Below are 22,984 nucleotides of genomic sequence, written 5' to 3'. Positions count from 1 at the left end.
GAAAAAAATATCTATTGCCTCCAAAAGAAATTAAAATATAAGAGTGTTACGGGAAAAAGCGTTTGTGAATTTTCAAGATATTATTTCTCAATTAGAGACCGCAAAAGAATCCAGAATTAACTTTTACTTTGTTACTGAAGAACAAAATCAGGAGATATACGCATTGCTTGTCCATGTAATGGGGTATATGGACAAACTCTATTTAGTAGAAGTCATCTTCACTGTCCTAAAAGAACTCCTCATGAATGCCAATAAGGCAAATGCAAAACGCGATTACTTTACCCGAGAAAATTTAGACATCCAAAATGCTGGTGATTATGCGAAGGGAATGTCTCGATTCCAAGAAAACATCATCATGAAATGGAACGAACAATTGGATCGTTTAGAAGGCGGAAATTACTACATCAGCCTTCTCATGAAAGTGGAAGGTAAGTCCATCCACTTTGCTGTAGAAAACAACGCACCTATTACAAAAGAAGAACTAGCAAGGATTAATCGAAGGATCGAAGTAGCAAAGAATTACAATGACCTTTCAGATGCCTTTACGGATGTTTCTGACAGTACTGAATCTGCTGGATTAGGATTAGTACTGATTCAACTCCTATTAAAAAATTCAGGAATTGGTTCTGAAAAATTTAAAATATTTACAAATGAAAAGATAACACGCGCTACACTATCTGTACCAGAAGTCACTACGCCTGTAGAAATTCAAACAGATCTAAAAACAAAACTTCTTAACGAAATTGATGGATTACCTCCACTACCACATTCTCTTACAAAAATCATTCAACTTTGTAACAATCCCGATTCTGACTTACATATGATATCTCAGGAAATCGAAAGAAACCCTGCTCTATCTGCTGATCTATTAAAACTTTCCAACTCTGCTTTTTTTGCGAATCGAAGCCAAGTTAGTTCCATTTTACAAGCGGTTAAAGTAGTGGGTCTAAAAAACTTACGAAACCTACTTTATGTATCTGGAGTCCGTAAAATTATGGAAGGCCAATATGGAAAGATGATGGATGTTTGGGATCATTCCAGTCGATGCAGTTATTACGCGCGTTATTTGGCTACAGAAAACAATCATACAAATAAAATTGCAGACATCATTGCCGTTAGTGCATTGTTACACGACATTGGAAAGTTCCTTTTACTATCAGTGGATCGAGGTTTTTTCAAAAAAATTGAAACCTACCAAAGAGGTGTCGATTCTGGAAACTCAACTCTGTTAGAGGAGATGGCAATTGGACTTAGCCACCCGCAACTTGGTGCCCTCCTTGCAGAAAAATGGGAATTCCCTCTAGACCTCAGAGTTGCCATTGAATACCACCACAAACCTTTTTTGGCACCAGCAGAACTACGTGATCTTGTCGAAGTCATCTATATGGCAAATATGATGGCCGATTATCATGAACAGAAAAAAGGGTTTTATGCCATTGACAAAATCCTACTCGCAAAATTTAATTTAGATAATATCGATGTGTTCTCTGCCGCAGTGAATAAAATCGAACTTCTATTTAAAAAATCGAATGAGTGAAGTGATTCGTTTTGATTCTGTTTCGTTTGTAAGAAACGACAAAAAAATTTTAGACAAAGTTCATTTTTCTTTAAACAAAGGTGATTCTCTCGCCATCATTGGAAGAAATGGTGCAGGAAAAACTACACTCATCAATTTGTTATTTGGTTATTCTTGGCCCACTACGGGTTCCATTTCTGCCTTTGGAGAAACCTACGGTGAAACTCCTATGGCCCCTCTACAAAATCGAATTGGAATGGTGCAACCAGGCCACCAAGAAACATTATTACAAAGACTCACTACAATCGAAATGGTTTTGACTGGAGTTATTGGAACTCTTGGACTTTATAAAGATCCAACGAAAGAACAGGAAAACACCGCAGAATCTTTGTTAACTTCTATTGGCCTTGGACATAAAAAAAGCCAAACTTACTCCACACTCTCGTCCGGCGAAAAAATGAAAGTGCTGTTATTACGAGCCTTCGGAGTGGGAAAAGAAATTTTAGTTTTGGATGAACCCACGGCGACCTTGGACATTACGGCAAGAACTGATTTTGGAAAATCCTTATCTCAATTAAAAAGTAATAATCCCAATCTCACAAGAATTCTCATCACTCATAGAATCGAAGAAATCCCCGAAGATTTTTCCAAGGTTTTGTTACTGAAAGAAGGAAAGGTGATTAGTTTTGGAAAAAAATCCGAAGTATTAACTGATAAAAATCTTTCAGATCTTTATGATCTCAATTTGCAAGTGGATCAAAAAAAAGGACAGTATTCCGTTACTGTCCTTTCGTAAAAATATCTGCTAAACTAGTTTCTTATTAAAAAGAATACATTGATCTTTCAATAAAGTTGGAAGCATTACATCCAGCAGTTCCCACATCAGAGATAGATTTATCCTGTGCGATACAGAAAATTTTCCACCAACGATTGGAATGGTTGGGCGCAATGGAATAATTTCTAACTTCCCCTACACTTCCTTTAAAGATACGAACGTTTGCACCAGAGACTCCCATAAGAGCTTCCCCAGACCAATTATAGATACTGTAATAACGGTTTGGTTGGTTCCAAATAGATCCTTGTACGGTGATCGTTTCCGGTCCGTATCCAGTAGTGATATCGTAGTCTAAACTTCCGTTTCCAGAACCAAGTGGAGTTTTATTGTTCCAAACAATTTGATCATTTGCTGCATTTCCATATTGCAAATGAGAATCCAAATCTCGTGGTTTTGCACCCCAAGAGAGTACGACTCGAATTTCGTTATCTGCAAGTATTGGTGTGACAAGAATGTTTTGGTTCGCAGGTGTTTCTGAACCAGCAGACACTACTGTCCTATATGTGGTTGCATAATTTTCTGAGATGGAAGTACAATCTCCTCTTTTTCCTGAACCAGAAACTTCCAAAGTATAGTTTCCAGGTGGAACCGAAGGAATCACATAAGATCCGTCAGTTGAAGTTTTGGCACTTGGGATTGTAACTCCATTGGCATCGATGGCATAAGGACCGGATTTTACATTCACACCAGGTCGAATGCGTGTTGTTAAGTTACAAACACCAGTATTATACAAAGCCGACAAGGCACGTCCAGAAATGGATCCGCTGGTTTGGCTTCCAGGAACAAAGGTAATGATATCGAAGTTCGTAGTCACATCGGCTTGGATGTCAACAATACCTTCTACCGTTTGGTATCCTGCAGAAACGAATCGAACCTTCCAACGACCTGCGTTGATATTGAAAATTGTGTATTGGCTTGCATTGGAAAAAATCGTTGATCCTGTTGCGATAGAAGCCGGTTGTACTCCTACTGATGGACGTAAAGTCCCACCATTCGGATCAACAATCTCTAAAGAGTATGTTCCAAGGAAAGAAAATCCGCCCGGTGTTCGTACTGATCCTGTTAAATGACCACGACCATCATTGGTTATGACCGGAGTATTCACAACTACAGTTCCGCCACCAGTTCCCACTTCCACAGGGAAGTAAGTAGTGATTCCATTTTTTTCAACACGGAGTTGGTATGAACCTGGAGAAAGGAATGGAAAACTATAACCTCCGTTCGACTGAGAAGAAATTGATCCTACTACTTGGTCAGATCCAAAAGTTCGTGTCGCAGAAACATTGCAATTAGGGGAATCAAAACCACCTGAACAATCTCTATGAACATCCGCTGTAAAATTTCCACTCACAAGACGTCCCAAAGTGATAGTGGCACCACTGATATTTTGAGTGGAGATTGCATCTGTCACCACACCCATAACAGTTGCTCTTGGGCTATGCATTACGGTACCATTCACATTATAAAGCGCAGGCGAAGACATATACTGGTTTGTTGCCACAGAAGATGTATCCACTCTCAAACTTGTAGAAGTTAAATAACTAACTTGATAAGAAGGAGCGACTCGATCCACAACGAACAGTTGGTAAGAACTTTGTCGGAAATTATACTCAGTCCCTCCGATGATATCGATTGAAGCAGTATTGTCATTAGCTCTGGCAACACTTGGCGTTTGTGCTAAGGTTGTCGCAAGGCCTGAACCTAATTGGTATAGGGCATAACCAACTCGACCGGCTTCATCATTCGTAAACGGTGGTGGTAGTACTGCAGGCAAAGTCACGACGTAAGAACTTCCACCAAAACTAAATTGGCCACTGGAAGTTGTCGTGATATGTGCCAAAGCAGAACCGTCGGAAGCCGTATTCCCTAACAATACGAGATACAATCCAGATTGATTGGAATGGACTGAGTTGGCAGTAGGTGCCGCATCACGAACCGATATGGTTCCTGTAATTTGAGAACGTGCGGCAATGGATGTCAGAGAAATAGTCCCCGCATTGTGGTTGTTTCCATTCAAACTAATTTGTAATGGATGCGAAGAACAAGGAGACACATTCGAACCACAGTAATTTTCAAACCCAGGAGCAGAAATATAATAAGCCCAAAGTCCACTAGCCGCAAGAAAAGAAACTTCTTTAGTGGTTGGATTGATCTCGTAAAGTTTGTTTCCATAGGTTTGGTATGACCATGGCACTGAACCTTGGTTTGCCACCAAACAAGAAGCAGTCGGATTGATCGCACAAGAACAAATCGACCCAGTTGAATTTACGGAACAATTGGTGCCTGCGACGGCACTCAACGCTTCAACAATCCAAAGTTTGATCGCATTTCCAAGAATTGGATCGTCTTTCAAATACAACAAACGTGATGGAGCTTGGTTTGCCGATGGTTTTACGTTGATGACAGTTCCAACAACATGATTCCCACTTAGATCTTTTACAAATCCCGTGACAAGAGATGGTTTGGCAACAATGTAGATAGGATCAACTAAGTTTATGTTTTTGGTTCCTCCGTTCGGGGAAGCAGTAAACAAAAAGGATTGAGAGACAGTATAAAAAACTGGATTGGATACTTCTAAATAATATACGCCATTAGAAAGATAACTGCCTTCAATGGCAAAACTTCCATTCCCGGTAATTTGTACGGATTGTAAAATAGCACCTTGTTCGTTCTTCAATTTGATTGTGAAAACAGAAGTGGAATCAGATACTACGGCACCATTCAGAATATTTCCAGTTAAGTGGAGATCACTTTCGGTTGCGGCCTTCCAAGGAAGGCTAGTTTCTCCCAAGTCCACGATTGCCACTGTATTTGGATTGGTACCTGGAAAGGTAAAATGAATGAACTCCGTTGTATTGGCAAAAGGTTGCCCAGAAACTTCTACTGAATCTCCAGAATACACAACCGTATAATTACCGTTTGGTAGTGGATTGATGTTTATCGCATAAGATCCATTCGTATTGGTCACACCAGTTCCTACAGTGTTTCCGTTGGCATCGATAATAGAAACTGTGATTCCTGCAATTGGACCTGCTGGTATTGTAACACCGCCACCAGAAAATCCAGGGCTTGTGACCACACCTACAAACTGAGCCGGGCCTTGACCATAGTACAGACGTTCAGCGAGAAGATTTCCAACATTCACTAAAGTATAAGGATTTTGTGTAGGATCAAATACGTAAGAAAAATCTTGGTAAGTATAATTGAGCCCAAAACCTGTATTGATAAGAACTCGATAATTATTGTTTGGAAGGTCACTGAGATCAAATTGAAACTTTCCATTTGATTCCGCATACGTAGAGGCAACGAGGGTATTTGTCTCTCCATTTGCCACTTCAATTTTAACAGAGATTAGAGTAAGATCGATACAACCAGGGGCCGCAGGAGCACCAGGGTTCCCACAAACAACATTGGCAGGGGTACCAGATACAACAGGAACTATGGTTCCTATGACACGGGCAGGTCCATGGTTTGGAACTTCTTGTTCCGAATTATTGCCTGGTACTTCGTCAGGGTCTGTGACGCCGGTAGAATCACCGGGAGTAGGAAGAGGAACGCCGTTAGAGTCAGCCGGAGTGTCAAGTCCCCCACTGGAACCAGCCACTGCACCACCAGCTCCCAGTAGGAACCAAAATGGCATCGATTTCTTTTTTCTGGAACAACCCACAAATACCAAAGAAATGAGAACGAGAACAGTAAAGATTCCTCGAACACGCATAGACTTACCCTCTAATCAAATTCGCTTTGTGGCAGAACCACAGTCTTTCAAATGCACTTCGGGAAATACCTAAGACTGACCGAAGTGTACCATTTGTAGTCTGTTTCCGTACAGAATGCAAATCTTTTTTAGGGGTATCGGCAAAAATTAGACAAAATTAACGAATCTTGGGGAAAAATAACCTGGGAATAGAATTTAGATTGCCCTTGGTTCCCTTTTTTTAGCCTACTCATAGCGGAATATGTGGGAGAATTGGTTAACACCAGAACAATGGAAGCTCCTCATGATTCCCTTCACTTATGGGTTTGTGGGTTGGGTGACTAACTGGCTTGCTCTAAAGATGACCTTCTACCCGATCCAATTTATGGGGATCCCTCCCTATTTGGGATGGCAGGGCATCATTCCGAGAAAGGCTCATAAAATGGCGAGTAAGTCCGTCGATGTCATTACGGAACGCCTTCTCAACATCAAAGAAGTATTTTTAAAAGTAGATCCCAAAAAAGCAGAGTTGGTATTTTTACCTGCACTAGACTCTAGCATTCGTTACACGATGAAGGAATTTTCCGATAGTTTGGACCCTAAACTTTGGGACATGATTCCTGAAATGGTTCGGGAAGAAATTTACCACAAAGTCAGACGTGAAAGTGGAGTGACCATTAGGAAGGTGATTCGAAAACTCCAAAAGGACATCGATTCATTATTTGATGTAAAGGCTTTGGTCTTGAAAAAACTTTCAGGGAAAAATGTTGGTCTTGTGGTAGAACTTTTTAAAGAAGTGGGGGCTCCAGAGTTTCGATTTATTGAAAGATCAGGGTTTTATTTTGGATTTTTACTTGGATTTGTCCAAATGATTTTTATGATTTATTTTCCCTTGGTCTGGACTCTTCCCATCCAAGGAGTGATCGTTGGATATCTAACCAACTACCTTGCATTAGAAATGATCTTTCGTCCCCTTTTGCCTAAAAAGTTTTTAGGAATTTTTACGTATCAAGGTTTGTTTTTAAAAAGACAATCCGAAGTATCCAGGCTCTATGCGAAACTAGTGAGTGAAAAAATTCTCACTCCAAAAAATATTTTATCAGAACTAATTTTTGGAAAAGCATCTGCAGATATCAACAACATCATTCGTAAGGAAGTAATTTCTCATGTGGACACAATTACTTTCCTTGCAAAACCAGCCCTTTTCGCTGCAGGAAAAATTGAAGAGTTTGATGCTGCCAAGGAAAGAATTGCGATCGCGATGGCAGACAACGCAGTGGAAAAATCATTCCATTTAGAAGCCTATTTAGGCGAAGCTTTGGAAATTGAAAAGATGATGGGAGATCGAATGTCGGCCCTTCCACCGAAGGAATTTGAATCCATACTTAGGTCTGCATTCCAAGAAGATGAGTTATTGTTAATTTTAGTCGGTGCTGCACTCGGTGCTATGGTCGGATGGTTTCAAATGGTATTTATCGTATGACAAAAACAATTCTTTTAACAGGTGGAAGTGGTGTTCTCGGAAAAAAAATTTTGAATGGATTGATCGATGAATATAAAATCATTGCGATTGGAAAAAACTATTCCAATTTTCCCGACTCCATTCGTTTTCATAAAAATTTTAAGTTTTATGAAAGGGATCTTTCTAAAATCACAAACCAAGAAGAGTTTTTAATTCCTGAATCTTTGGACTTAATCCTACATTTGGCTGCCGTTGTATCTGGGGCAAAAGTCACAGAAGAAATTTACCACCAAATCAACGTTAACTCTACAAAACTACTTGTAGAATTTGCAAAAAATAAAAATGTTCCCCACTTTGGATTTGTTAGTTCTGTTTCCGTTTACGGATCCAAAGAAATAAATTTGAATATCAACAGCGAACGAATGGGTACAACCATCTATGCAAAAACAAAAGCTTTGGCTGAAAACTACGTAATCAACTCGGGGAGACCTTATTCCGTATTTCGACTTGCAAGTATTTATGGCAAGGGAACAAAGAGTTTTATCTCTAAACTTCGTTCTTTGGCCAAACTAAAAATATATCCTTATATTTCTTCCAATCGGAAAAAATCTCTTCTCCATATCGAAGATGCGACTAATGCTATCCTCACTTGGACCAAACAAACATTAAATGGAAAACAGCCGAAACCTATTTATGTATTTTCACACCCCGAATTTGTAACGGTAAACCAAGTCATCCAGGTTTTCCGAGAATTAGGCATCACCAAAGGATTTCTTTTTCCCATTCCCGTGGGAGGAATCTGGTCCAAATTTGTAGAATTCTTTTTTAGATCGGTCTCGTTTTTAAGGAGAAAACCATTTCACGGGTCCCCACTCCAACCCCTTTTGGAATCAGTGGCTATCTATGATGCGCAGTCCTTTGAAAATTTAGGAATTTTTCCAGAACGAGATTTAAGAAAAGGCCTCACCGACTATCAATAATCAAGGTATTGGGGGCCGATATTCTAAGTATGAAAAAGCGACTTTGCGTATTAGTTTTATTATGTCTTACTCTTTCTCATTTGGATGCTGCAACTTGGATTGAAGATTCTTTAAGTTTTGCATTTGAATATCCAAGGGGCTGGGCAAAGTCCGTTCTGCGTTATCCCGATACAGTCCGAATTCAATTTTCCAAAACCAATCGAGAGGCAATCTTACAAATTGATGTGGCACGGAGAACAAAAGATTATGATATCGATCGTTTTATTGAAGAAACTGTAGATACATTTTTGACGAAATACCCTGATTTAAAGTTAGTTCGCGAAAAAGTATTGGAAAATGAAGTAGCAGGTTTTGATGAGTCCGTCTTTGTCGTGTTACACTATACTGAGCAAAAACAATTAGTTTCGAATCGATTTTTATTTCACAGAAAAGGTGGATTGTATTACGTAATTCAGGCAAAAACACCGAGATCCCTCTTTGCAAAATACTCTAAAGATCTAGACTTAGTGATGAAGAGTTTTCGCAGAGAATCACGAAGTAAAAACAGGTGGCGTAACGATAGTTTGGCGCATCTAGATCCAGTGAAAGATGAAAGAATCATTCAATACATCTCCATTACCATAAGACCCATTGACTCATACCCACATGAACAAGGTGCAGTCAACAAACAAGATGAAGGTTGGTTATTTTCTGTAGAAGGAAATAAAAAACCAAACCCTGCCGAATGGGACAATCGAACCAAACCTTCTCAAAATGACAGCAGTTATACTCCCGCAGATGTCAAACCAGATACACCTAGTTCCGACGAACCCGTTGTCATTCCAGATAGTTCGGGACTATAAACTACTCGTTTTTGGTTCGCTGACAATCGGCCAACTCTCCCCTGGAAATCTAGGGGAGCCTCTTCCCACCAAATCCAATGCACGTCTCCAAAATTCCATTTTCCCTTGACGGAAATACTAGGATTCCTTTTATCGTATATTTACGATATACTATGGCTTTGAACAAAAAAACAGAATTTCCCGAAGACATCCAAAGGATGGCGTCTTTTACCAAACTACTAAGTCATCCTGCAAGGCTTGCCATTTTGGAAGTTTTGGCGAAACGACAAACATGTGTTTGTGGAGAAATCGTTGAAATCCTCCCGCTAGCCCAATCGACAGTTTCTCAACATTTAAAGGAATTAAAAGAAGGTGGGCTTGTGAGGGGAGAGGTGGAAGGAACTTCTTCTTGTTACTGCATTGATTGGGAAAATTTAAGCAAAGCCTTTGATGAATTTTCAGGACATATCGCACTCATCAAACAATACCAAAATAAAAAAGAAGGAAACTGTTGTGAATAATCCAAAGAATATTTTAATCCTTTGCACTGGGAATAGTTGCAGAAGCCAAATCGCAGAAGGTTGGATGCGGTTTTATGCTAAGGAAAAAGCCAATGTTTATAGCGCAGGGATAGAAACCCATGGAGTCAATCCCAAAGCCATTGCCACAATGAAAGAGGCGGGAATAGATATTTCTAAACATACGTCCAACCATATAAATGAATACAAAGACATCCCTTTTGATTTTATCATCACTGTTTGTGACCATGCAAAAGAAAACTGTCCCTACTTTCCCAGTGATGCCAAAAGGCTACATCATAACTTTTCCGATCCTTCAAAATTAGTAGGAACAGAAGAAGAAGTAAAGGTCGCATTTGCGAAAACGAGAGAGGAGATTCGAAACTACTGCGAATCTTTTGTAAACACGGAACTATAGGAGAAAAAAATGAAAACACTTACTTGGAATGATTTGATCACAAATTTGGATTTGTATCCTGAACTTCATTTAAACTTTGAATACGAAAATAACCAAACCATATTCCCTAACTACCATATTACCGAATTCAAATTGGCAAAAATTCAATCAGTCGATTGTGGTGGGAATTCTGATTCTTGGACAGAAATTATTTTGCAAGTATTAGAACCAAAAATTGGAAAAGATACAGAATCGATGACACTCTCAAAAGTGAATTCCATTATCAAAAAAGTCACGAATGCAATGGAGATACCATCAAATGCAATTTTACGCGTTGAATTTGGGAACGATTCATCGGCAATGCGGCAATACTTTGTGTCGGAAATGATTCCAATGGAAAATGCACTTCTCATCCAATTAAAAGATGGAAAAACAGAATGCAAAGCATCAGCAACTTGTGGTCTTCCCAAAGATGTTGTTAGTTTTCCTAAATTAGAAAAATCAAACTCAAGCTGTTGTTCTCCAAAACAAAAAAACAAAACGAATGAACCAGCAGGATGTTGTTAGGTGAAAGTTTTATCTTTTTTAGACAGATTTCTTACACTTTGGATCTTTGGAGCAATGGTGGTTGGTTTACTGATTGGAAAATTTTTACCATCCGTTGTTTCCGGATTTTCCACTCTTTCCATTGGAACTACCAATATCCCATTGGCCATTGGACTCATCCTTATGATGTATCCTCCTCTTGCGAAAGTAAAATATAGAGAGATGGGAAAAGTGTTTCAGGATGGAAAATTATTAACTCTTTCACTGTTACTCAACTGGGTCATCGGTCCCATCCTTATGTTTTTTCTGGCGATTGCCTTTCTTGGGGATGAACCAGAATATAGAACCGGATTAATTCTCATTGGCCTTGCTCGTTGTATAGCGATGGTGATTGTTTGGAATGATTTAGCAGAAGGTGATCGTGAATATGGAGCGGCACTAGTTGCTTTGAATAGTATCTTCCAAGTTTTCTTTTATAGTTTTTATGCTTATTTGTTCATCACCATTTTTCCACCTTATTTTGGTTTGGCTGGATCGGAAGTCTCAATTCAGATTTCAGATATTGCAGAAACAGTGGGAATTTATTTAGGGATTCCATTTTTACTCGGATTTCTATCTAGGTATGGATTCGAAAAGATTGGAAAAAGAGACTTCTATGAAACAAAGTTCTTACCAAAAGTTTCACCCTTAACACTGTTAGCACTATTGTTCACGATTATTGTAATGTTTAGTTTAAAAGGCGAAATGATCTTTGAACTAAGTGACGACGTGGTTCGAGTGGCAATTCCCCTACTTTTGTATTTTGGGATTATGTTTTTTCTAAGCCTTTGGATCGGATACAAGTTAGGAGTGGATTATTCTAAAAATGCGGCGGTGAGTTTTACTGCAACAGGGAATAACTTTGAATTGGCGATTGCTGTGGCAATTGGTGTATTTGGAATCCAAAGTGGTGCCGCCTTTGTTGGTGTGATTGGTCCACTGATTGAAGTTCCAGCACTTATCATACTCGTTAAGTTTGCGATTGGATTTCGGAACAAGTTCTATAAAGAAAATAACAAACCTTTATAAACAACAAATTTTTAACTTTAGTCATGCTTGTCTAAAACTAAAGTTAAAAACAGTTACTTACTGATCATACAGATACTTCCATTTTTTTTATTTAGTTCGGCTGCGAATCCAATTTTGGTACCGTTTTGTCAATCGCGTCAGCCTAATCTGATCCATAACAAGCCTAATGATAGGAGATACTTTGGCTGTGGGCTTCCTATTTTCCGACAATCGATTCAATTGGTAACGAACCATCGCCATATTAGCCAAACCTTTTAGAGTTTTTGATTTCCAACTTGGGTCAGGCAGACGATTTTCTAGTTCTTGATTTTTTTTCCAATCGTTGGGAAGATTCGGGTTAAGAGCCAAGGCAGTGGCAATTCCTACCAATGGAACTCCCGATTCCAAAACTGATTCTGCAATTTGTTTTCTATGAATTCCGCCTGTCACCAAAATGGGAACTGTTGCAGTTTTTGCGGCCTCACTTGCAAATTCTAAGAAGTAAGCTTCCCTAGATAAAGTGGATCCATCACGAGATTCTCCTTGCATGGCAGGGGCTTCATAATTTCCGCCAGACAATTCAATAAAATCAACACCTAACGTTTGTATTCTGGATATTACTTCTTTGGCATCCTGAAACTGAAATCCACCTTTTTGAAAATCGGCAGAGTTTAATTTTACTGAAACAATGAAATTGGGTTTCACATTTTTCCTTACTGCTTTGATTACTTCTTCCAAAAACCTAGACCGATTTTCTAAACTACCACCCCATTCATCCTTTCTTTGGTTGGCAATCGGTGATAAAAATTGACTGATTAAATATCCATGAGCCGCATGAATTTCCACTCCATCGAAACCTGATTCCTCGGCCAACGAAGAAGTTTGTGCAAACCGCTGGATGGTTTCTTCGATTTCTGTTTTTGTCATCGCTCTTGGTTTTCCCAAAAGTTTGGAAAGTTTTCCAATATCCACTGCAATCGCAGAAGGAGCCCAAACTTCCCCACCTAACTTTGCTAATACTTGTCTACCGGGATGATTGATTTGCATAATGATCTTTCCGCCGGCAAATTTGGCTTTGGATGACCATTGGCGAAATCCTTCTAATTGGGAACCCTCCTCTAAAACCACACCACCAGGTCCAGTCATGGCTCTATGGTCCACCATTACGTTTCCGGTAATCATTGTCCCAACTCCACCTCGTGCCCATGTTTCATATAAATTCCAAAGTGCTTTGTCTGGTTCTAAATTGGGATTGGAAAGATTTTCTTCCATTGCTGCTTTTACAAGTCGATTGGGTAGGGCGACACCATTAGGGAGAGGGAACGGAGAAAATAGGAGAGAATTGGAATTCATTTGTCTAGATTAGACAAAAACTCAAACCCAGAGACGAAAGAATCCTTTAGGAATTTTCTCCTTTTTTTCGCGCCCTTTTGTTTTCGTACATACGGCTATCCGCTACCGCCACCAATGTTTCAGGTTCATATCCGTCATCGGAAGAAAAGGAAATGCCTATACTGGATTTGATTTGGAGTTTGGTCGTTTCGAATTGAATTTCTACTTCCACCATGTTTCTGGTCTGTTCCAACCGGTATAAAATGGATTCTTTGGATTCCTTATGGATGAGGATCAAACCGAATTCATCTCCTCCGAGCCTTGCCAAAATATCTTGGTTTTGGATGAGACGTGAAAGTCGTTGAGCAAACTGAACAATATAAAAATCTCCTGCCGCATGCCCGTAAGCATCATTTATTTTTTTGAGTCCATCCAAATCAAATAAAGCAACCGTTAACGAGGATCCATCGTTTGTAATTTGAGTGAGACCCTTTCTTAAACTATCATAAAATGCAGAACGGTTGTGAATACCAGTGAGTGTATCATGGCTTGCCAAATATGCCATTGATTGAAGCTTTTTTTCTTTTTCCGCCCAACGATATGCGTTGTGTAAAACTGCTGCCATTGTGCCAGATAACATATTGAGCACATAAGTATCGTTAGATGAATAAAACCCAACTTTAGAACTATAAACTTTTAACACACCTAATACTTCAGTGTCAAAGTATAAAGGAAGAACAATCATAGACCGAAGTCCCACAACACGGCAAGCCTCGCGGTTGACACGATCATCCTCTTCGGAATCAACACAATATAAAGTGGATCTTGATTGGAGGCTGAGACCAGAAAAACTACCTTTCATTGGTAGTCTTAGTCCAATTTGTTTTTCAGCTTTGCCACTGGCCGCACGGTAAACCAAATCATCGCCTTCCACAAGTTCGAAAACAGCACCTTCAGAGCCAGTAATTTCTTTGGCCCGGAGAGTGATGAGATCTAATAAATAAGGAACTTCTGGTTTAGCAGCCGTTAACTCTGTTTGGAGTTTGAGTATTCTTTCTAATGTTGAATCAGAAGAGGAGCTTTCCATAGATACTTAGGAAAGATTTTTTATTCTCCTCTATTTTAATCTAGCTTAATTTGCGAATTCCCTCTGCGATACAATAATTGGCGATCGCAAGTAAGATATGGAAGATATCAACGTTCAGGATAGGCCCTGTTGATCCTTTCGTACCAATCACAAGACCAGCAACAATAAATAAAACAGAACCAATGATTCCCATAATCGCTGCATTTGATTTTCTAGGGAAACGAACTAGTGAACTAATAAGAATGATAAACATGGCAATTCCACCAACGACTGTCGAGTAAATGCCCAGTGGGTAGAGATAAGAAAATGCTAGGTAAAGAAGAAATGCGACAGCTATGAAGAGGAAAAAAGTTTTTTCCGATAGAGAACGAAAAGTGAAGTGGAAAAAGGCGAGTCCCAAAAGAGGAACACCCACACAACCTGACAAACCCACAAAAAAACGATAGATAGAATCCAGTGTATTGATCCCTAGAAAATGGATCGAACCAAGACCAGCAGAAATTCCAATGATTGCAAATCCATACAAAGCGGAACGAGAAGGAATGGAAGACTTTCCGACGAACCTGTAGGCCATCGCCAAAGAAACTAAGGAAAGAATTAAGTCTGAAAGAAAAGTTGAGAAAACCATGGCACGAATTAGAACGAATTGAGTACAAAATACAAGATAAATTAAAGCTTCAGAAGAATTAATTTAAGGAACAATGACACGTTGGGATTTGAGTACGATGTCCTGAATGATATTGTCCAATTCCTTTGCTGATTCAAGCAAATGGTCCAAACTCCTACGTTCTTCCTCTATAGACAAAGTCCCCATTTTGATTAAATCAACAAGACCCATAATCCGAGCCAGAGGATTCCTTACTACATGTGACTGGGTCCAAGCAATGGCCTTTAGTTTTTCGTTTTGCGTTTGGATGGCAGTAATTTGGAACACTCGTTCTGTCACATCATGAAAATTATCAACAATTCCACCAATGGATTCATCCTCGATTAAGTTGGTAATTGTAGACTCAACCCACCGCCAAGATCCATCTCGATGTTTGATTCTAAAATTATAACTAGGGAGGGAACTTCCAATAGGTATATTACGAACCTCTTCCAATCGTTTGGAAATTTTGGATACATCATCATGATGTAAAAAATCGAATAAGTTCATATGCATGGCATCTGATTCCGAATAACCCAGAACTTTTGTTATGGAAGGAGATACATATTTAGCTTTCCCTTCCGTGCTAAGAATCGCGATGACATCAACCCCATTTTCTACAAGAGCTCTATATCTTTTTTCGCTAGCAACGAGTTCCATTCGTTTTGCCATCAAATCGGTGATGTCTTTTGAAAAGCAAGCTAGACCTGTGATTATATTTTCAGCATTACGGATAGGATTAAAAAATACTTCTCTATGTTCTTCCTGTCCTGTGATCGGACTAATGAACCTTTCATAAGTTTTGAATGACTCACCGGAAAGACCTCTTTCATAATATCCTTTCCATTTTTCATAAAAGGCTTCACCTTGGCTCATGATAAGAACGGAATCTCCTTCTTTTGCAATTGATCCACGAAGAAATCCCATCACATCTAAAAATGATTTATTTGCAGCTATTAAACAAAAGTTAGAATCTAAAGACCAAATCAAATCAGATGTACTATTGATCAGGGCATCTTGGTTTCGTTTGATCCGAATTAATTTTTCTTCAGCGATGACTTTTTCAGATATATCTCTTGTGACACTAAGAACAGAAATGATTTCTCCAGTTTGGTTTTCTAAAGGAACCGCCGTACTTTCCAACCATCGTTCCGTGCCTTTAAACCCGATGATTCGAAATCGAGTACTCGACTTAATTCCTTGCAGAGCATTGTTATGAATTGTTTGATAAAATTTTAAATCTGCAGGGTTTACTAATTTTTCAACTTTTTGTCCGATGGCATCTTCTGGACAATTTGCTTCGATCATTTGTAATCCTGCAGGATTCATCTCTACAAGAATTCCATCTGGTGAAACTACTTTCACACATTCTGGTTCAGATTGAAGGATTGTGCTAAGTCTTAATTCTTGCGCGAGCAAAGTTTGATATGCTTCTCTTTGTTCGGTGACATCTTGAAAAATTCCTACGATTTGTTGGGGTTCATTTTTTTCATTTCGAACCACTTCCGCAAGAGAATGAACAAATTTGACTTTTCCCGTTGTGGTAATCAGTCTACATTCCAAATCGTAACGAATTCCTTTTTCCAAAACCTCTTTCATATGTTGGGTAGCAATGTCTCTGTCTTCTGGATGTACAAATTGATATCCAGTCTCTAGGTCGACAGGCATGGAAGAAGGATCCATTTCTAAAATGTGAAACACTCCTTCTGACCAATGTAAGGTTTGGCCTACAAAATCGACTTCCCAGTGCCCCAGTTTTCCTAGGGTTTCCATTTGTCTTAGGATGAGTTCTTGTTTTTTGCCTTCTGCTTTTACGGTGGAAGGAGGGATTAGATTGTCGTTTTTCTTCTTTTTCACAAAGAGCCACCCCCATAAAACAGAAGTATGATTTTGTCAGAGTGAGAAAACGAAGTCAGCCCTTTTTTTATAGAAAAATTAAAAAATCAACCTAATGATTTCCTATGGATTTGCCGCAAATTCTCCAACTAACAATTTCATGTCGTTAAGCATGGTTTTTATCGATTCACTCCGGTTTCCATTATAGACTCCTCGAAAATTTAAATTGGGATCTATTAAAAAAATTTGTTCTGAGTGAACGAAGTCCTTCGTTGGATTTTTGTTAGTTGTATTTGTATCCGCTTGGAATGTATTACGAGCAATTTCGAAGATTTTTTCTCTATCTCCAGTTAACAAACTCCAATACTTAGCATAAATCCCCTTTTCCTCTGCAAATTTTTTTAATTCAGGCGGAGTATCCAAATCAGGGGTAACAGAATAAGAAACAATCTGAATGTTTTGAGATTTGGTAATCTCCGATTGAACAAATTTCAAATTTCGGATGATATTTGGGCAAATCCCATGGCACCTAGCAAAGAAAAATGATACGACTGTTATTTTTCCTTTAAAATGTGATTCATCGATATTTTGACTGAGTTGGTTTTGAAATACAAAAGGATCTACCTTTCTTGCAGAATTTGGTGTTTGGCCTTTATCCACCCAAAATGCTTCTAAATCGCGACCACGAAAATAAGGTAGTGAATCTTTTTTAGGCGTATCAAAAAAAGTTATTTTAGAATCTTTTTCTCCATCTTCGCGTTGGAACCAACCACAAGAGAATAATTGTATGCTGATTATGAAAAATAGAAAATTAAATCGAATCAATTTGATCATGGATTGATAACTGTTTTTTTATTTGTCTCATCACCTTTGAGTTTAAAACAAAGTTTGGAGCCAATCACTCCATACAACCGCTCAGGAGTATATGAATAATTGGAATATATTTTACCGTCTTTTCGCCAAACTTTTGTTCCAATGTTGGTCCCATTTTTAAATTTGGCAAACCGATAGACAGTTCCGTCTTCGTGCCATTCCCAATGGTCACCTTCCGCTAAATCATTCTCATATGAAAACTGGAATCTGGCTTTGCCGTTTTCATACCAACCTCGATGAGTGCCAGTGCGTTTCCCTTGTTTGTAAAAATACTCTGCACCCAATTGACCGTTTGCATAGATATCAACGGTTGGTCCATCTTCCAGGCCGTCCCTAAAAGATGTCATACGAATGGTTCCGTTTGGATGGATTGATTTCATTTTTCCAGAAAATTTTTGGCCCTTATAGTAATAGATACTTTCCAATCCAAGACTCAAGTCTGGATCATTATCCATCACCACCTCTCCGCAATGAACAAAAGAGGTGAGAAGAACCAAATAAAGGAAAATTTGACTTCGTTTTACCAATTCCATGATTTTAATTTTGGAATTTAGTTTGCTGATCCACCGGATCCAATGAGTTTTCCGGAAAGTAGAATTCCGTTTACCTCGGAACCATTATTCACATGGTAATGACGAGCTGATCCAGCTGTTTTTTGATTATTGTAATCGGTTGCTCCAGCCCAAGTGGTTGGCACAGCAGTAGTTAATCCACCACCCGTACACTGTGTACTACTAGTGGCTCCACCTAAAGTAAAACCAGTAGTTAAACCCGCTGTGGTCGAATCATGTTTTTTTCCAAAAATCAAATAACCGTCTTGAGCGATACCTACTAGTTTGCTGTCGTTATTGGAAATTTTTGGAGGTTCCACGTGATAATGATAAGATCCCGTATTCGTAGGGTGTCCTTGCGAAGAATCGAATGTATAATACTCAGTCGACAAAGAATCACCGGGTGCGGCTTGGTCATTATAAATAGCAATTCCATTAGTTGAAACTCCAATCATACCAAATCCAGAAGACGGAGCAGAAGTATTTGTATTATCGGCTGGAACTGTCAAAGTATAGTTTTGAGATTTAATTAAATTGGGGTTTTTCGCATTTGCTTGACCCGAATTCACATACATCGTCGATTCATACCCTGCACTAGAGGAACCCCAATAAATACTTTTGTATGTTGGCAGTGAGTTAAATTTAAAAACATAATTAGATCCACTGACAGACACAGTCACACATGTAAAACTTGTTTGGATCCAAGAAGGAACTCCGGCACCGAAGGTTGTTGTACAAGTTCCTGTATATCCTGAGGAAGAACTGCTAAGTAGACCAAGCAGTGCTAAGGAAGTTACATCTGTTTCTTTTTTGTCACCAGCACATTGAATTGCAAAGAAGAGAGCGAAGATAAGTGAGAGTGTTTTTTTAAACATAGGGAAAAACATAGGAACAAAAATTCGTATGTAAAGTTTATTTTTAAGCGATTAGGTTTTTCGATAAAACAACTTGATAACAATCGAGTGGATACACTAGGGAATTATCCGCAAATATTTCTACTTAGCAAAGAACGTTTTTAATAGAAAATCTGAGAATCCCGAAGTATAAATCGCTCAGATTATTATTTTCTCAAAACAGATAGCAGTGGGATCTGTTATCCATTTACCAAAAGCGGGAATTTCTTTGAATCCAAAGTTTTTATATAAAGTTAATGCCTCTGGTTGTGGGGCACCAGCTCGTAAGATCAAGGAAGAATAATGGTCGGTTTGTGCTTGTTTTTCTAAGTCATTTAACAAAGATCTTGCGACATTGTTTTTTCGAAACTTTGCAAATACATAAACCGCATCCAACTCACACTGCGTATCACTGAACTTTGAATATGCGGCCGATCCCATCACTTCACCCGTTACGGAATGTTCGGCGAGGAAAAACCTTCCCAGAGGTGGCAAAAAATCTTGGAAGTCCATGGGATTCGGCGCTTGGAATCCATATCGATTTTGGATTTCTTCCCATAGATGGTGCAAACAAAGACTGGCTTTGGGATGATCTAGGGAATCGACCACTCGGATTGTGAAATTTTGATTCATGGATGTAGAAAGATGAACTTCCTTATATTAAAATTTGCAAATACATTTTTTAGGTAGTGAGAAATGGGAGGATGTTGTATAGGGAAGTTATTGGGTGGCGGGTGGTCACACCCCACCCAATCAGGGTGGGGATACGTACATCCAATCCTGTACCCCACCAAACCCCAAATCCTCTCCCAAAATAAAAAAACCCCCTGACAAACTTGCCAGAGGGTTCTCTCTAACCATTCGATTCTAAAAATCGAATTAGTCTTTTTTAGAAGCTGCTTCTTTGATTACGTAAGCTGCAATTTCGTTCTTTTGGATTTGAGTGGTTCCTTCAAAGATTGTGAGGATTTTTGAATCTCTCATTAACTTCTCAACTGGATACTCTTTCGTGTATCCGTATCCACCAAAAATTTGAACTGCATCAGTAGCACACTGAACCGCACATTCAGAAGCGTATGCTTTTGCAATTGCAGAGTATTTTGGAAGGTTAGGATCGTTTGCATCAGAAAGACGAGCTGCTTTGTAAGTGATTTCTCTTGCAGTTTCTACTTTAATAGACATATCAGCTAACATGTGTTGTACTGCTTGGAAAGTTCCGATTTTAACACCGAACTGTTCTCTCTCACGAGCGTAACGAGCTGCGTGGTCAAGTGCTGCTTGCGCTACACCCACTCCCATCACCGCTACGAACGGACGAGAAGCATTCAAAGTTTGAAGAGCGTAAACGAAACCTAGGTTTTCTTTTCCTACGAGTGCGTCTTCACCGACTTCACAATCTTCAAAAATAACTTGGTGTGTGGAAGATGCTCTAATTCCGAGTTTATCTTCTTTTTTACCAACAGTTAAACCTTTTGCGTTACGTGGAACGTAGAAACAAGAGACTCCACGTGTTCCGCGGTTTTTATCAGTATAAGCAAATACAGTAAAGGCTTGGGCATCAGAGGCACCAGTGATCCATTGTTTTGCACCGTTGATGATCCATTTGTCGCCTTTTTTCTCAGCGCGAGTGGTCATACCAGGAACGTCAGAACCAGCACCAGGCTCAGACAAACAGAAAGAAACTCCGAACTTACCGTCCGCAATTTCAGGAAGCCATTTTAATTTTTGTTCGTGAGTCGCACCTTTAAGAATTGGAAGGATTCCAAGACCAGTGTAAGCAAATCCTAATGCGATTCCAAGGCATCCACGAGAAAGTTCCTCGATGGCCAAACACTGTTCTATCGCACCAAGTCCCCATCCACCGTATTCTTCTGGAATGACAAGACCGTTAATTCCAAGTTCCGAACGCATTTTATTGATGAGTTCAGTTGGGTGTTGGTTTTTCTCATCCCAGTGCAATGCGACTTCATGTGGGATTTCTTTTTTTACGAAGTTACGAACTAAATCTCTGATTTCAAGTTGTTGCTCTGTGAATTGGCTATACATTCCGGGATGTTCCTTATGAGAATGGGGTATTTACTACCTTTTTTCGTACGACCCTTCCTATGCCAAGGGTTTTTCTCTCTTTACAAGAAAGCAAATCCAATGTAATATTTTCCATTTGTATGGCTAAATCGTGTTCTTTATTCCACAACCTTCGACAGCTGTCTGCTGTTTTCCTTATCACCGTTTCCTTTGTATTAGTTTCCTGTGCGGGTCGTCCCAAGTATGAACCAAAAGCAAATCTAAGTTATGCGAACTTTGAAGTTTACTTCCAAGAGAAGTTAGCCGAGAGTAAACGTAAAAACCATAGACCGGGAAACGAAGAACGTTATATCAGTTTTGGTAAAAAAACTCCACTGGCATTTTTATACATCCATGGATTTGGTGCCTCTCGTGCGGAAGGTGAAGAAGTGATGGAAAAACTGGCTAAAAAATTTAAAGCCAATACTTACTTACTTCGATTGCCGGGTCATGGAACGAACAAAGAAGACCAAAGAGATCAAAATTTTAACAACTACTTAGATGCTTCTCGTGAAGCTTTATACATGATGCAATCTCAAGGAGATCGCGTGATTGTGTTTGGAAGTTCGATGGGAGGCCTTCTTGCTACTTGGCTTGCTTCCGAATATCCCGAAGAAGTAGATGGGCTCGTTTTAGCGAATCCGTTTTATGCACCTGTGGATGGAAGTTTGAATATTCTAAATTACCCTGGTGGACTCACTTTCATTCATTTACTAAAAGGAAAAGTTAGATCATCCTCCCACAATAATAATCCCAAAGTATTACCAGAACGAAATAACTTTTGGTATCCAGAACAATACTTTTCAGCTCTTGTGGGTGTGAATGATTTAAAAAACTATGCTGCGGTTCCTTCTGTCTTTCGTAAGGTAACTTCACCCGCCTTACTCTTGTACTACTATAAAAATGAAAAAGAACAAGATCCAACAGCGAGTGTCCCAAAGATGTTAGAAGGTTATACTAACTTTGGATTAGATAAAACTCCAAGTCCACTCAATCGTAAGGTGGTCGTGGAAAATGGAATGCACGTTCTTATGTCGAAGTGGGTGATCACAGACAAAGCCTTTATTGAAGCACAAACCGAAAAATGGCTTACAGAACTATCTAAGGCCAAGTAAAAACAGTCTATAGTAGAGCAGTAGGTTTGAAAAACTACTAAAGGAGATTTGATTTCTATGAAAACATCCAAGGAACGCATTGCACTGGTCACAGGAGCCAACCGAGGGATTGGAAAACAAGTCTCCGTCGATCTGGCAAAACAAGGAATCTATGTTCTGATTGGTGCCAGAAATCCAGGAGAGGCCGAAGATACTTTAACGGCAGTGAAGGCTGTCGGAAAAGGAGAAATCCTTTCTCTGGATGTTTCGAAAGAACAAAGTATCAGTGCGGCTCTAGATACCATCACAGGCAGTTTTGGAAAACTCGATATCCTTGTGAACAATGCCGGTATCTTTGCCGATCCTGGTTCTTTTTTTGATACTACAAGCGAAGATCTTCATAGAACCCTTCTTGTGAATCTTTACGGTCCCCTTCGTTTGATCCAAACATTTCTACCTATGATGATTCAAAATGATTTTGGTCGCATAGTGAATGTTAGTTCTGGGATGGGACAACTCTCCGAAATGGGCAGTGGGTATCCCGCATACCGTATTTCTAAAACAGCCATCAATGCCCTTACCAATGTTGCAAGTGCTGAAGCCGTTGGTAAAAATATTAAAATCAATTCGGTATGTCCTGGTTGGGTAAAAACCGATATGGGCGGGGCCAGTGCCACAAGGCCTGTGGAAAAAGGGGCAGAGACTATCGTTTGGGCAGCAACATTACCTGATGGTGGACCTACAGGAAAATTCTTTAGGGATAAAAAAGAGATAAGTTGGTAGGTGGGG

At 39.3% G+C, this 22,984-nt stretch carries 21 protein-coding genes; 11 read left to right on the top strand and 10 right to left on the bottom strand.

The features are described from left to right. Positions 1-64: 64 nt before the first annotated feature. Both CH364_RS18005 and CH364_RS18000 read left to right on the top strand, forming a co-directional pair. On the top strand, positions 65-1,537 hold the full coding sequence (locus CH364_RS18005) for an HDOD domain-containing protein (protein ID WP_100744765.1): 1,473 nt from the start codon (positions 65-67) through the stop codon (positions 1,535-1,537). Continuing rightward, on the top strand, positions 1,530-2,312 hold the full coding sequence (locus CH364_RS18000) for an ABC transporter ATP-binding protein (RefSeq protein WP_100744175.1): 783 nt from the start codon (positions 1,530-1,532) through the stop codon (positions 2,310-2,312). The genes CH364_RS18005 and CH364_RS18000 overlap by 8 nt, the downstream gene beginning before the upstream one ends. A gap of 25 nt (positions 2,313-2,337) precedes the next feature. Here the strand turns inward: CH364_RS18000 and CH364_RS17995 are convergent, their stop codons facing one another. Next, positions 2,338-6,069, bottom strand: a complete 3,732-nt coding sequence (locus tag CH364_RS17995) for a Cna protein B-type domain protein (protein WP_100744174.1) — start codon at positions 6,067-6,069, stop codon at positions 2,338-2,340. 283 nt (positions 6,070-6,352) lie between these two features. Between CH364_RS17995 and CH364_RS17990 the strand changes: the two genes are divergently transcribed. The 7 genes from CH364_RS17990 (at position 6,353) to arsB (ending at position 11,840) form a co-directional block, all read left to right on the top strand. Next, on the top strand, positions 6,353-7,531 hold the full coding sequence (locus CH364_RS17990; RefSeq protein WP_100744173.1) for a DUF445 domain-containing protein: 1,179 nt from the start codon (positions 6,353-6,355) through the stop codon (positions 7,529-7,531). After that, positions 7,528-8,490, top strand: coding sequence for an NAD-dependent epimerase/dehydratase family protein (locus CH364_RS17985; protein ID WP_100744172.1), 963 nt, complete (start codon positions 7,528-7,530; stop codon positions 8,488-8,490). Before CH364_RS17990 ends, CH364_RS17985 begins: the two co-directional genes overlap by 4 nt. A gap of 29 nt (positions 8,491-8,519) precedes the next feature. Continuing rightward, the gene (locus CH364_RS17980; protein WP_100744171.1) at positions 8,520-9,332 is read left to right on the top strand and encodes a hypothetical protein; all 813 of its coding nucleotides are present in this window, start codon (positions 8,520-8,522) and stop codon (positions 9,330-9,332) included. A gap of 152 nt (positions 9,333-9,484) precedes the next feature. Further along, on the top strand, positions 9,485-9,832 hold the full coding sequence (locus CH364_RS17975) for an ArsR/SmtB family transcription factor (RefSeq protein WP_100744764.1): 348 nt from the start codon (positions 9,485-9,487) through the stop codon (positions 9,830-9,832). Beyond that, complete coding sequence (locus tag CH364_RS17970; protein WP_100744170.1) at positions 9,825-10,247, top strand: arsenate reductase ArsC; 423 nt, start codon at positions 9,825-9,827, stop codon at positions 10,245-10,247. Before CH364_RS17975 ends, CH364_RS17970 begins: the two co-directional genes overlap by 8 nt. A gap of 9 nt (positions 10,248-10,256) precedes the next feature. After that, positions 10,257-10,793: a DUF6428 family protein gene (locus CH364_RS17965; RefSeq protein WP_100744169.1), complete on the top strand. Its 537-nt coding sequence runs from the start codon at positions 10,257-10,259 to the stop codon at positions 10,791-10,793. Continuing rightward, positions 10,794-11,840, top strand: a complete 1,047-nt coding sequence (gene arsB, locus CH364_RS17960) for an ACR3 family arsenite efflux transporter (protein ID WP_100744168.1) — start codon at positions 10,794-10,796, stop codon at positions 11,838-11,840. It abuts the gene before it with no gap. Positions 11,841-11,927: 87 nt separating this feature from the next. Here the strand turns inward: arsB and CH364_RS17955 are convergent, their stop codons facing one another. The 9 genes from CH364_RS17955 to CH364_RS17915 all read right to left on the bottom strand — a co-directional run bounded on the left by CH364_RS17955 (position 11,928) and on the right by CH364_RS17915 (position 21,083). Then, complete coding sequence (locus CH364_RS17955; protein ID WP_100744167.1) at positions 11,928-13,172, bottom strand: NADH:flavin oxidoreductase/NADH oxidase family protein; 1,245 nt, start codon at positions 13,170-13,172, stop codon at positions 11,928-11,930. Between the two features lie 46 nt (positions 13,173-13,218). Continuing rightward, a complete protein-coding gene (locus CH364_RS17950) occupies positions 13,219-14,238 on the bottom strand; it encodes a sensor domain-containing diguanylate cyclase (protein ID WP_100744166.1) in 1,020 nt (339 codons plus the stop codon). 40 nt (positions 14,239-14,278) lie between these two features. Further along, entirely contained in the window at positions 14,279-14,866 is a 588-nt protein-coding gene (locus CH364_RS17945; RefSeq protein WP_100744165.1) for a DUF6962 family protein, read from the bottom strand. A gap of 63 nt (positions 14,867-14,929) precedes the next feature. Next, positions 14,930-16,741 (bottom strand): PAS domain S-box protein, encoded by a 1,812-nt coding sequence (locus tag CH364_RS17940; RefSeq protein WP_100744164.1) that lies wholly within the window; start codon positions 16,739-16,741, stop codon positions 14,930-14,932. Positions 16,742-16,843: 102 nt separating this feature from the next. Next, positions 16,844-17,554 (bottom strand): SCO family protein, encoded by a 711-nt coding sequence (locus tag CH364_RS17935; protein WP_100744163.1) that lies wholly within the window; start codon positions 17,552-17,554, stop codon positions 16,844-16,846. Continuing rightward, a complete protein-coding gene (locus CH364_RS17930) occupies positions 17,551-17,973 on the bottom strand; it encodes a toxin-antitoxin system YwqK family antitoxin (RefSeq protein ID WP_244280426.1) in 423 nt (140 codons plus the stop codon). The genes CH364_RS17935 and CH364_RS17930 overlap by 4 nt, the downstream gene beginning before the upstream one ends. Positions 17,974-18,143: 170 nt before the next feature. Then, the gene (locus tag CH364_RS17925; protein ID WP_243401375.1) at positions 18,144-19,019 is read right to left on the bottom strand and encodes a YHYH protein; all 876 of its coding nucleotides are present in this window, start codon (positions 19,017-19,019) and stop codon (positions 18,144-18,146) included. Positions 19,020-19,196: 177 nt separating this feature from the next. After that, positions 19,197-19,670 (bottom strand): GNAT family N-acetyltransferase, encoded by a 474-nt coding sequence (locus CH364_RS17920; protein ID WP_100744161.1) that lies wholly within the window; start codon positions 19,668-19,670, stop codon positions 19,197-19,199. A 246-nt stretch (positions 19,671-19,916) separates the two neighbouring features. Next, the gene (locus tag CH364_RS17915) at positions 19,917-21,083 is read right to left on the bottom strand and encodes an acyl-CoA dehydrogenase family protein (RefSeq protein WP_004785316.1); all 1,167 of its coding nucleotides are present in this window, start codon (positions 21,081-21,083) and stop codon (positions 19,917-19,919) included. 59 nt (positions 21,084-21,142) lie between these two features. Here CH364_RS17915 and CH364_RS17910 point away from each other — a divergent pair, with 59 nt between their 5' ends. Both CH364_RS17910 and CH364_RS17905 read left to right on the top strand, forming a co-directional pair. Next, positions 21,143-22,216 (top strand): alpha/beta hydrolase, encoded by a 1,074-nt coding sequence (locus CH364_RS17910; protein ID WP_100787880.1) that lies wholly within the window; start codon positions 21,143-21,145, stop codon positions 22,214-22,216. 57 nt (positions 22,217-22,273) lie between these two features. Beyond that, the gene (locus tag CH364_RS17905; RefSeq protein ID WP_100744159.1) at positions 22,274-22,978 is read left to right on the top strand and encodes an SDR family NAD(P)-dependent oxidoreductase; all 705 of its coding nucleotides are present in this window, start codon (positions 22,274-22,276) and stop codon (positions 22,976-22,978) included. Positions 22,979-22,984: the final 6 nt, after the last annotated feature.

This window comes from Leptospira harrisiae (genome assembly GCF_002811945.1).
GTDB classification, from domain to species: Bacteria; Spirochaetota; Leptospiria; order Leptospirales; family Leptospiraceae; genus Leptospira_A; species Leptospira_A harrisiae.
This window is presented reverse-complemented; position numbering and strand designations above follow the sequence as displayed.